Origin of the sequence: Novipirellula sp. (genome assembly GCF_041583735.1) — a bacterium.
Lineage (GTDB): Bacteria > Planctomycetota > Planctomycetia > Pirellulales > Pirellulaceae > Novipirellula.
This window is the reverse complement of the sequence record NZ_JBFHFD010000242.1, coordinates 1-11844: the sequence shown is the minus strand read 5'-3', so window position 1 is coordinate 11844 and position 11844 is coordinate 1. Positions and strand designations below refer to the sequence as shown.

Annotated in this window: 6 protein-coding genes; 3 read left to right on the top strand and 3 right to left on the bottom strand. The window is 53.2% G+C overall.

Going from position 1 to position 11844, the window contains the following annotated elements:
- Window positions 1-1665 (bottom strand): S1C family serine protease (locus ABX962_RS18080; protein ID WP_372721438.1); only part of this gene is annotated, 1665 nt, incomplete at its 3' end.
- 299 nt (window positions 1666-1964) lie between these two features.
- Here ABX962_RS18080 and ABX962_RS18075 point away from each other — a divergent pair.
- Window positions 1965-4025, top strand: a complete 2061-nt coding sequence (locus ABX962_RS18075; RefSeq protein ID WP_372721437.1) for an alkaline phosphatase D family protein — start codon at window positions 1965-1967, stop codon at window positions 4023-4025.
- A 7-nt stretch (window positions 4026-4032) separates the two neighbouring features.
- On the opposite strand, the gene ABX962_RS18070 is transcribed toward ABX962_RS18075, so the two are convergent.
- Complete coding sequence (locus tag ABX962_RS18070) at window positions 4033-4740, bottom strand: copper homeostasis protein CutC (protein ID WP_372721436.1); 708 nt, start codon at window positions 4738-4740, stop codon at window positions 4033-4035.
- Between the two features lie 687 nt (window positions 4741-5427).
- Here ABX962_RS18070 and ABX962_RS18065 point away from each other — a divergent pair.
- Together ABX962_RS18065 and ABX962_RS18060 are read left to right on the top strand one after the other, a co-directional pair.
- Window positions 5428-7035, top strand: coding sequence for a hypothetical protein (locus ABX962_RS18065; RefSeq protein ID WP_372721435.1), 1608 nt, complete (start codon window positions 5428-5430; stop codon window positions 7033-7035).
- Window positions 7036-7104: 69 nt separating this feature from the next.
- Window positions 7105-9195, top strand: a complete 2091-nt coding sequence (locus ABX962_RS18060) for a CehA/McbA family metallohydrolase (RefSeq protein ID WP_372721434.1) — start codon at window positions 7105-7107, stop codon at window positions 9193-9195.
- Between the two features lie 854 nt (window positions 9196-10049).
- Here the strand turns inward: ABX962_RS18060 and ABX962_RS18055 are convergent.
- Window positions 10050-11033 (bottom strand): hypothetical protein, encoded by a 984-nt coding sequence (locus tag ABX962_RS18055; RefSeq protein WP_372721433.1) that lies wholly within the window; start codon window positions 11031-11033, stop codon window positions 10050-10052.
- Between the last annotated feature and the right edge of the window lie 811 nt (window positions 11034-11844).

Sequence of the window (11844 nt, the reverse complement as noted above, 5' to 3'; positions counted from 1 at the left end):
TGTTGGCAGCCGCGTTGTCTTTTCCAGCTTGAAAGTCTCGAGACTCCATCGCTGCATCAACATTTGACTTGGTAGCACGACGTACAGGTTTTTCGATCCGGCGGTCAGCAGAGCATCGGAATCAACATTCTTGATTTCGTGTGCGAGGTTAGCGTACAGCAAGTCAAAAATCACAATGCGTTTTGATTTTCCAAACTTGAATATCATGTAACGATCGGCGCCGCCCATGACATAATCATCAAACGGTTCATCCAATTCGTACACGATTTCGTCGTCTGCGAACATCGTAACTGCATTTGGCAAGACATAATCGGATGCCTCGGAGTGTCCTGCCGTAGAAGTCTCTTCTTCCTTCTTGACGGTCTTCAGCTCGATACCGCCGGGGGTCCCAACAAAGGGAATGACTCCTTTGCGACGTGAAACGACTTTTGTTCCATCAAGAAGCGTGGCGTCGTAGTGAAGTTCACTCGCCATGCCATTTGGTTCACCAACGTCAATCCGGGTAACCGATGCAAGGTCGAGTTTCATTTCGGAGCCGCCAAAATAGATCGTTGGCTCGGCAAACATCAGTCCCTCTAAATCCACCTTTCGTCCGTCATAACGCGTCAATCGCCAGCGGTTTCCGTCGAGCCTTTCGAACGACTTCATTTCCACAAGGTATTGCGTCGAGTTGCCAAACCGGATGGCTTGTTCGTCGAGTTCGCCATTGATTTTTCCAGCTGCAAATTCAATCTCCACCGGAATCCGTAGACGATCCTTGGTTTGCTTGACCGGAGTCACCTTGACCGAAAATTGATCATCGCGGGTTCGCTCCTGAATTTCAAACTCCGGAGTTTCTCCTTGGTTGTCTCGGAGCTTCAGATCGAATTGATATTTCTCTGCGGGAGTGCCGAAGGTAACGACATTAAATTTGAGTTCAACGGGCTGATGCCGTTTGACAAATCGAATGTTGACTTTTTCAAGTGCCAACTCGGGGCTTTCCAGGAACGGTTTGACCTTCGAAATGGGGATCGCAAAATTGACGTCGGTGCCCATCACCTTTTCCACCACGACGCCTACGACCTTATTGTTGTTGTCCAGGATGGGGCCGCCGGAGTTACCAGGGTTCACGACCGCATCAATCTGGATGGACTCGAGCGAATCCGCTCGTTTGCGAAGCGACACCACACGTCCAACGTTGACGCTGATTCTTGGGTAGGTTTCGTCTTTCAGGGCTAACGCGGTACCGAAGGGAAAACCAAACGCGGTGATTTGCTGCGTCTCGAAAAGAGTGGAGTCGTCTCCGAATTCCAGTACAACCAGCCCGGCTGGCGGCTTGATTGCCCGCAAGAGTGCGAGATCATGTTCGGCACTCGTCCTGACGATTTCCGAAAGAAACTTGACTTCCTTGTCGGTCCCGGAGTTCATGATCAAGGGAATTTGCTCGGATTCTCCCTGAACCACGTGTTCATTCGTGATGAAAAATCCTCTGGCGTCAATGCAGAACGCGGTTCCGAATCCATCTCCCGAAGGTCGCTCAACTAGAACGGTCGCAGCCTTCGCGTTTGCGACATTGTCGCGGTCGAGTTGTGCGAATCCTCGTTGGGAAAATCCGAAGGAAACTCCGATGACGGCGATTAAAAAAAAGGGAAAGGGGCAAATCGGTCGTCTTGGTAGCTCTAACATTCCAATCCAAAGTCTTAGCGAACAGCGTCTTAACGAGCATCGCGCATTCATCCATTTCTGCACAATGTGACGGTTATGAATACGCGGCAATGATGTATACGAGCAAGATAATTGTTCTTGCCATGATATGCACGTCTCTGGTGGACTTTATTTGTCGCGAATCGATTTTCGACGGGATGGACGCGGATGGATATCCGGCGAGGTCTTACAAAATGCCTTCGCGTGACGGGGCGATTCGGTGCGTGGTAGACTCTCGCTTCTCCACACAAAAAATCAACGAAGTTTTTGAAACCACTGCAATGACGAAACAACTTATCGGTCTATCGATCGTCTTCCTGCTTCTATTGGGACGAGGACTGCACGCAGACGATTCGGTCGGCCCCTATATCGGTACCCTGACGACCACGGAAGCCCACCTGCTTTACCGGCCTGGTAACGAGGCGGCCACGCTGCGTTTGACCGTGCACGATGAACAAGGCACAAAAGTCACCGCCGTCGACAGTCGCAGTGAATCCGAGCATGACTTCGTCGCCAAATTCCACGTCATGGGGCTCGATCCCGGTACTGCCTACCGATACCAAATCGAGAAGATCGAAGCAGGCAGCGCCACTCTCGTTGCCGGTGCAGATGGCGACTTTCATTTCACGACCGTCGCAGCGGAACGCAGTGGTCAAGTGCTGAATGTCGCCTTCATTTCTTGTGTCAATGACAGCACCGATCCGGTTTGGAAGCAGATGGCCAATCACAACCTCGATCTGCTGTGTCTGGGCGGCGACACTCCCTACGCCGACACCGGTAATCTCGCGGATCTGCGAAACAAGCATCGCCATCTGCTGCAGCGTCCCCGGCTCGCAGCGCTGGGCAAGAGCGTACCGCTTGTCGGAACCTGGGACGATCATGACTTCGGCTTGAACAACGGCAATGGAAAAAGTGCCGCTGCGCTGAAAGCAAATACTCGACGCGCGTTCGTCGAATACCGCGTCCAGGATCAGTATGGCAGCGGAGAGGAAGGCATTTATCAGAAGACGGATCGGGGGGCGATGGAAGTGTTCTTGCTCGACGCACGATGGTACTCACAAACCGGCCCCTCACCTGTTAGCCCCAGCCAATCGACTTGTTACGGCAAGGAGCAATGGCAATGGTTGCTCGAAGGCCTCCGCAGTTCGGAGGCACCTTTTAAAGTTCTGTTGCACGGCCAAATTTGGCAAGACAAAAAGAATCGCGAAACCGATGACATGCACACCTACTATGCGGAACGCGATGCGTTGTTGGATTTCGTCAAAAAAGAACGAATCCCTGGTGTCGTGCTGGTCGGAGGTGATATCCATGTTTCGCGTCATTTGATGCACCCTCAGCGTGTTGGATACGACCTCCACGATTTCATTATCTCGCCGGGCCATACCAGCGTCATTCCTTCGCTGAATGTTTATCACCAAGACCTCGAGTGGTCACGAGTCGAACCCAATCAGTTCCTAGTGATGACCGCCGATACCACCAAAGTCGTCCCCGTATTGACTGTCAAATTTCTCGACAAAGACGGCCAGGAAAATCTCGTCAAGACCATCACGTACGACCAGCTCACGTCTGAACCTGAAACGGGTATTGCCAAGGATTTGCGAGGCTATTGGAGCTTTGATGGCGATACTAAAAATCGCTCTAAGTTAGGCAGTCGGCTGGACGGGCAACTCACTGGCGGTGCCACCGTGAGCAACGAACACGGGACGCGCAGTGGTGCGCTGCAGCTAAGCCGCTCGGGCCGCCAATACGTCACGGTGCCACGTTCGATGTTGGATGATAACGCCAGCGTCTATACGGCTTCGAGTTGGATCAAACCAGCGTCGCTACCAGATCATGGCAGCACCGACCGCGCCTTCGTCATGGAATCAAATGTCACGAATCACTGCGAGTTGCCCAATGCGTCTGGCAGTGGCTATGCGATCTCTGTCGGATTCAGGGCGTGCGGAGATGCCGAGAAGATTAACCTGCAGCTGTTCACCGAGACGCTCGTTCCTCAGCCTGTCGGCTCGGAGCGTTCTCCTAGCAGCAAACCGCAAGGCGGCTTTGACTGCTTGTTGGACCGTTCGCTATTTTCGGATTGGACTCACGTCGCGGTCACGTTCGATTCCGAGCGACTGCAGTTGTTTGTCGACGGCAAGCTGGCCAAGACGCATCCGCTGCCGATCCGGGGACCGATAGCGGAAACGGGAGGCTTGGTGATCGGCGCCCACCGCGCAGGGGAAGGCAGAAACTTTGACGGCATGATCGATGAAGTCGCGATCTGGAACCGCGTCCTCTCTGCATCCGAGATTGACGCGATTTACAACAACGGCACTGTGGCGGCGTGCCTCACCGGGTTGTAACCGCCGCCTAAGTCATCGCCTCGATCAATTCGCGAACTCGCTGCACAGACGTCACTCGACTGTGGTCGCCGAACCGTACTTCGCTAGTCGCAAACGCTGGCCTTCTTGGCACGCTGGCGCTGGCATGGACTTCGCGAACTCGCGTTGCTTCCAAAATTCGGCGTACGTTCGACTCATTGATTCCTGCTCCGGCGATTACCGTCAACCGATTATCGGCACGGTCAATGAGTTGTTTGATCCGCTGCATGCCTACTTCCGCGGTCACTCTTTGCCCCGACGTTAGCAACCGATCGACACCAAGCCCGATGATCGTGTCGAGTGCTTGCAGTGGATCGCGAGCGATGTCAAAGGCACGATGGAAGGTGATTTGAAGAGGACGAGATGCTCGGATCAATCGCTTCATCGCCGGCACATCGACGTCTCCGTCTCGCGTCAGCGCGCCCAACACAACTCCTTGCACGCCCAATTCTTTGACCGCGTCGATGTCATGCAGCATGCTGCGGATGTCATCTTCACTGTAGGCGAAGCCTCCATCGTGCGGACGAATCATCACCATGCAAGGGATCTGGCAACGCTGGACGCACTGACGAACGAGACCCAAACTGGGTGTGGTCCCACCGGAGGAGAGGCTGCTGCAGATTTCGATTCGATGTGCACCACCCTGCTCGGCGACCAATGCCGATTCGATACAGTCGATGCAAATTTCCAGAAGCATGAAATTCTCGGAGTGTGCGTAACATTCGTGGTCAATTAGGGGCGTCTTTTCGATGTGATCGAAGCTTCTACGAAGTCCAGAGAGTAAAATGACTGCCGTTGGTTTGGGAGACGCCTTAGTCTGGACTACTGAAAACTTTGGGGTAGTTGTGATTTTTAGTTGCGGCGATTTTCTGCCACCTCTCCCCCGACTTCGTTGGTGGAGAGGTAACCGCAGTAAAGACGGGAAGAAAAACTTACCCTTAATATCCGACGTCAATACCAAATTTTTAGCAGTCCAACCTTAGTCCTGGAGCAAAAGCTTTTTCTCGTACTTTCCGAGGGATTCTTGTTAACGAATCTCTGTGGACGCGCAGCAAAGACAATCGCGCCAGCAAGTTTAAAGAGAACGAGTTTTTCAAAAACCTCAAGTTCCGCACCGTCAATGTCTCAGAGGTTGGGGGAGTAACAAGGTCACAGAACGGATCGCTTTTGACAGCCGAATGTGGGGACAGACGAATAGGTTGACTGAATTTATTTGTTTGTCAGAAAGAGAAAATGCGAGACGAAAAAGACGGACGATCGTCACACCGGATGGCAACGTCGTTTATCCTCGGCGACTCTTTATCTATTATGCCGTCGCCCTGTACACTTTGTGACTAGCATCGCAGCGATACACCCGTTAACCGTAGAAGATGAGAAACACCTAATGAAATATCACCGATTCTGCCCTCGATGTCGAACTCTTGTGGTGCTGGTCGCGGCGGTCTTGCAGTGCATCCTCGGCATTGACGGCTTGGCTCAGTCGCCTGAAGTCACTCCTCAGTCACTGGTGTTTCGCCGCCAAGCAACGAGCAGAATGATTTTTGATCGGTCACAGCAGATTCCACTGTCATCGCTACAGCCCGATAAGACCGTCGGACTGGACTTGATGCATCCGGTGGTGGGAGATCCGACAGGCGAGACCCGGGGCACGATCAAAGCGGGGCGACTGAGAATCTCGACTGACGCACACAGCGGATCGTCCGAGCGGTGGGTCGGCGGATTCAATCCCTTTGCAACTTATGAACTTGGCCTGCACCAATTCGATGGGAGCGGGCGAATTGGGTTAAGCTTTTGCGATACCGAGCAAAAGAACTTCCTTTCCGCGTGCATTGTTGCCAAGGACGGCGAGTACCAGGCGATCGAATGGGTTGTGGTCAAGGACGGACAGGAAGTCAGTCGTCAAGAATATGCATGGCCTGACGACGTCAGAACAACGGGGCCGATGCGGCTACGTGTCCAGATGTTGGCCGTCGGAGTGAACCTGTACCTCGAATCCGAAGGAAAGTCGCAACTGGTCGGGTATCCCGATTTTAATGAACATCTCGAACTTCGCCGCAAGGATTTGATCTCTCGTTACGAATTTTGTTTGTCGAGTGATCTCGAAGCAAACTCATTCGCTGAAATTGACGAAGTCCTGTCGGCCTTGACGCCCGGTTGTGGCCAGGCCGACATTCGTGCGATCACCAACCAGAGTGGTGAGCCGCTGTTAGATCAAGGCCGCGTGTGGTTAACGATGACGGTTCGCGGACGTGCCTTGCCACATCCGATGCAAGGGGTGTTTTCGATGGACCCATCGGTTTTTGACATTCGCTTCGAGGGCATCATCGTCTTTGACATGGGCGACGGACTTTGGCGGAACGAACTCGCCTCACACCTGTTCTATGACGAGGCATCGAAACAGTGGCGAGGCTGGACGACCGGCTTCAGCGCACTGGGGACGAAATCAAGTCAAGAGGAAAAGGCGATCCTTGCGGTCTGGAGTGATCGCGATCCGCGGCGTGGTTTTTCGATCATGCACGCCAAGCCGATCGGTGTGACCGGACAGCACGAAGACCCGCACGGTGTCTATGATTCGCAGGCAGGCAAATGGCGTTTGTTGCTGTCCGAGAAAGCGGGCAAGTATCGAGCAGGAATGTGGGAATCCGATCATTGGGATCGTGGATATCAGCGTCTAGCCGGTCCCGTTGAAATGGACAGCACAGGGACCTTAATCCAAAAGGTCGGCGACTCACGCTATGTCTTTTTCGGTAGTGCTGATCGCAAAGTCTATATTCGCAGCTATCCCGAGCTGAAGCCGGTCGGTGAGTTGAACATGCATCTGCCGCCGTGGAACGAAAAAACAGGGACGCGAATTTGGCCCAACATCATCCCCCTTCCCGACGGTTACCCGGCGCCATACATCGCGCTGATGATGGATCGCCAAAATTTCCCTGGTATGCCCAAGAGCAACTGGACGTACGGTGCAATGTATCTGTACCACGCCCATCCCTAGCGGTAGTGCTTAGACTTCTCGCTCGTACACGAGCCTGGAAACATCACCTTGACCGCAGATAGGACGAACATGCAACTCAAAACAAATCTACTCTTCCTTGTGGCTCTGGTCGTTGTGCCGTGCCCACGCGTCCACTGCGAGCAAGTGTTAGTCAGTGGGCTTCGACATGTGCGGATTGAAGGACCGCCAGAATGGACAGAGTTCCCCAATTCACCCGATGAAAGATTCATCGACGTCAAATTTAAATCCTCTGAAAACAAGAACGAACGGTCGCTCGTTATTCAGCAGCAGGATGTCAAGCAGGGTTGGGACGTGACGATCAACGGTACACAGCTTGGCCGTCTTCGTATCGATGAAAACGACATGCGGGTCTACTTTCCCGTGCCCGCAAACGTGTTGCGACAAGGGGAAAACGTTTTGCGAATCGAGCAAGCGGCTCAGCGAAATACTGTGACCGACGACGTTCGCATCGGGAATATCCGATTATTAGATCGAATGGTCGAGGATGTCCTTTCGGAGGCGTCTTGCGAATTGACCATCGTCGGCGCGGAATCTGGCTTGTCGCTACCGTCGCGTATTACGGTTCTCAACTCGGACGGTGCCCTGCAAGCAGTGGCCGCATCATCAGGTGATCATCTTGCTGTCCGCCCCGGTGTCATCTATACGTCCAACGGTTCCGCACGATTTGGTCTCCCCGCCGGTCGCTACACGATTTTTGCAGGCCGCGGTTTTGAGTATTCTGTTGAGCGGATCGAGATCGCAATGACACCCGGTCAATCGGTCCAGCGAACGTTAAAGCTCACTCGCGAAGTCGACACGGAGGGTTTGGTCGCTTGCGACACGCATGTGCATACGCTTACGCATTCCGGACACGGTGACGCGACCGTTGAAGAGCGAATGATCACGTTGGCTGCCGAGGGTATTGAAATGCCCGTTGCCACCGACCACAACTCGCATGTCGACTATCGCCCATTCGCTCGACAAGCGAACGTCAGCGAATATTTCACGCCGATGATCGGCAACGAAGTGACGTCCCGCATTGGGCATGTGAACATATTCCCGGTTGCAACTGGTGAGCCGATTCCTGACCACACGTTGACGAGCTGGCAAGCTCTATTGGACGACATTTGCGCGACGCCCAACGTCAAAGTCGCTATCCTTAACCACGCTCGCGACCAACATTCCAGTGTCACTCCGTTTGGTCCACTGCTGCACAACGCGGTGGTTGGAGAAAATCTCGAAGGTTGGCATTTTGGTTTTAATGCGATGGAGGTTCTTAACTCGTCAGCCACACAAACGGATATCTTGCGACTGTTTCATGATTGGATGGCAGTCCTGAATCGTGGCTACCGTGTCACTCCTGTCGGTAGCAGTGATTCCCATGACGTCGGCCGCTATATCGTCGGACAGGGTCGCACCTACATTCGTTGCGACGACCGCGATCCCGGAAACATCGACGTGGATGACGCGGTCGATAAATTCTTGCAGGGCGAAGTGTTGGTCAGCTATGGACTTCTAACCAAGCTAGTCGTCGAAGACTCATTTCAGTCGGGACAAACTGCAACCGCCGACGGAGACACGCTGCATTTGAAGGTCCATGTCTTGGGTCCCCACTGGACCGAGGCCAGCAGGATCATTCTCTATCGTAACGGTCAACAAATTGCGGAGCGAGACATTTCCGAGCGACGCCCTGATTTGGCGACAGGCGTCAAGGCGGTTGAGGGGTTTCGCATCCCGAAACCGAAGCACGATGTGTATTTTGTTGCGATCGCAATCGGCCCGGGAATCGAGGAACTGTACTGGAAGACAGCCAAACCTTATCAACCGATGTCACCGGATTGGCAATCGCACGTTGTTGGTTGCAGTGGTGCCGTGTGGCTTGATGCAGACCAAGACGGAAAAACAACGCCGGCTCATGAATATGCTCGAGATATTTTCATGAGCGCGGGTGGTGATCTGAACACCATTCTAAAATCGCTGGAAGACTTTGACGAAGCGACTGCGATTCAAGCCGCCCATCGGGTTCAGCAGGCAGGCAACACGCTGTTGGATGATTCGAACCAAGCGTTCATTCGAAAGGCGGCTCCCCAAACTCGCCGTGGGATCGCTCAATACCTCAGCGTCTGGCGAGAGACTCAGATGGCGAAGTTCAAGCCCTAGAATCAACCGCCACTGAATCGCTTACGAGTCGCTTCGTTTGCACGAGATAGTTAGCGGTGTGCCTCTTTGGAATTTGGTGCCATGATAACAACGTCCCAATTGAAATCCGATACACACAACCACAAGTCTACAGCGACAAATACTCTGTTGGTACGGCGACGGATAATGATGGAAACCCCAGCATTAAGGTGTATTGCATACATCTTAATTGCGCCAACCAATATCAGTTCTGAGACTAAATTGGCTTTGCATCGCGAGAAGAAAAAAGGTCAGGAGACGTTTTGGCTGACCGGTTAAGCTGGCGGCGGTTGGTGAGTTCATCTCAGTCCCAGTTCAGGAGTTTGATTGATGCCCTGAACTCCGCGTGGACATACCAGGGTTCAGGCCTCTTGATTACGCAAAGGAGTTTGAAACGTTGCAGATCCATCAGGTGGAGCTTTTCAGCTACCAATTGATCCAGCAGTAGGACAGCACGATCCACTCGCTTCGCGCAACCGCGTATTGCATGCCCTTGCAAAACGCTCGTAATGACCTTGATCACTGAACCGCTTTCGTCGACCATCACCGCGAGTGACGTTCCTGGTAGTTAGCACCAGGAAACTAAAGACGAGGTGGGCGTAGCATCAATCTCACGCCGGGTGGGGGTAGTTGTCTCTTTCCGTCAGTAGGCCACCACACCTGAAAACTCAACACAAGGCCTGACCCCGGCGAAGCGACTACCCTGCAGTTTACGCGGCATTAGTACACGGTGTGTTTTGTTCGCAAGGATTGACAAACGCACGGAGCAAGCCGCCCAACCGCACTGTCCACGATGAAATCGACCGAACGAACGATCGGCAACGATCAGAGGACTATTATTTGTGTTGCCTCTCGTCGATGAGGGCCAAGATTTTGTTGGCATGCGTTTTGAACGCTCTCGCATATTTGTCAAACCGCTTGTGACGACTCTTGAACGCTCGTGCACGCCTAATCTCGTCACGACGTTCCATGGATGGTCGCCAAAACCAGTTCAACGGGCTTCGCGGAACCAGCCCGTCGATCTGTGCGGCACGCTTAAGCAACGCCCGTTTCTCTTGATCAATTTGATCGGTTCTGGCAAGGATCGGCTTGCAACACAGAGGTCCTAAGCGATGGTGAGCGATGAACTCGAGCGTTCGCCGGGTCACAATCAGGTTATTGGTATAGAAAAAGTCCTCCCCGTTCCAACGTGTAACGTCCACCACCGCCGTATGAAGAGTCAGTCTTGCGGGAATCTCGTGTTCCTCGATTCGCGGAACTGGCTGAGGTGGACCTTTTTGCGAACCGAGATAACGAATGCTCCCCTCGTTGCATTGCGGGCACACTCGGTGGAGCGAGTAGCAGGCTGAGCAAACCATTTCGTGACCGCAGCATGGACATTTTGGCGTTGCCCCCTCGATCACGAGATTGCCAAGATCCTGTTGGTCAGCGGGACAGAGCGCATACCAGTCTCGCTGGTCGCCTTCGACGCGCACCGATTTTGTCTGATAGCCCTTGAGGCCCGCGTTTTGAAACAACCGATGCGTAGGCTCGAGATAAACAATCCAATCATCACCACTGAAATAAAGATCCGCAACTCCTTCGACTCGCGCTGTGATTTCATCCGCTACATAGGCCTCGCATCCACAATCAAGCGTTTCACGATTTCCTTGGAAGTCGACTTCAAGTGAAGCGTCATACAAAACGTCGGTGATAAACCAAGGCTTCTTCGGCGAGTCTTCTTCACGAAACCCCGGCCAAACCAGGAAGTCAGTAAAGAGTAATTCAAAAAAATATCCCGACTCGAGAGTTCCCCGTTGGTCATAGTGAATCGCGTGCATCAAATTCTCAACGTGTCAAATTACGGAATGATATCGATCAGCCAGCCACGACCGCGGATAATCTAATCCGCCCCCCAATTCACCATTTCGGTGCAACGGCATGCCGTCGCTTTTGTACGGCGTCACCATCGCGACAGATCCCACCAATCAAGATACTGTCTTACGGGTTCACGTGCAGGCGGTACAGCGCGGTGAAGCGATATCAATGGAGAATAAATTGCGATAGTTGCAACCTCAGCCCTTCCACGATCCAAACGTACGCCTGTCAGGGAAATGAACATCGTCAAAGGACCAAGCATCGCACAATGGAACGAACCAAACAGAATGACAAACATCGGAATCCGGACGATCAACCGTTGAATCACAGGCGTAGTGAGGATTCTGCGACGTAGCCAGACCGCAATGCAAAGCGGTAGAACCAGCGTCAAAAAGATGCCCAAAGCTGGGAGGTATCGGATGAGCACAAGCAATACCGCAACGCAGGTTGTCACGACAAGTAGGGAGACTCATGGGGACAGACACATGGGGACAGAGGTAGACACATGGTGACAGGTAGACACATGGGACACATGGGGACATGGGACACATGGGGACACATGGGGACACATGGGGACAGAGCATGTTTCTGAGGTGGGCGGCAAGGGGACACATGGGGACAGGGCATGTTTCTGAGGTGGGCGGCAATGCCTCCTGAGGGCTGGGCAAGTGACGCGGTCGGTTGCCGGTGTGTGCGTCCGATGACCGTCGCTGATCTCGAATCACTCGGCTCTGGTTCTCAGCGAACGTCTTGATACTTCGCACCATGTTGGTA

What these genes read in the sequence shown, in the direction of transcription:
- ABX962_RS18065 (WP_372721435.1), top strand. Translation starts at nt 5,428, where the DNA reads ATGAAATATCACCGATTCTGCCCTCGATGTCGAACTCTTGTGGTGCTG.
- ABX962_RS18055 (WP_372721433.1), bottom strand. Translation starts at nt 11,033, where the DNA reads ATGCACGCGATTCACTATGACCAACGGGGAACTCTCGAGTCGGGATAT.
- ABX962_RS18075 (WP_372721437.1), top strand. Translation starts at nt 1,965, where the DNA reads ATGACGAAACAACTTATCGGTCTATCGATCGTCTTCCTGCTTCTATTG.
- ABX962_RS18070 (WP_372721436.1), bottom strand. Translation starts at nt 4,740, where the DNA reads ATGCTTCTGGAAATTTGCATCGACTGTATCGAATCGGCATTGGTCGCC.
- ABX962_RS18060 (WP_372721434.1), top strand. Translation starts at nt 7,105, where the DNA reads ATGCAACTCAAAACAAATCTACTCTTCCTTGTGGCTCTGGTCGTTGTG.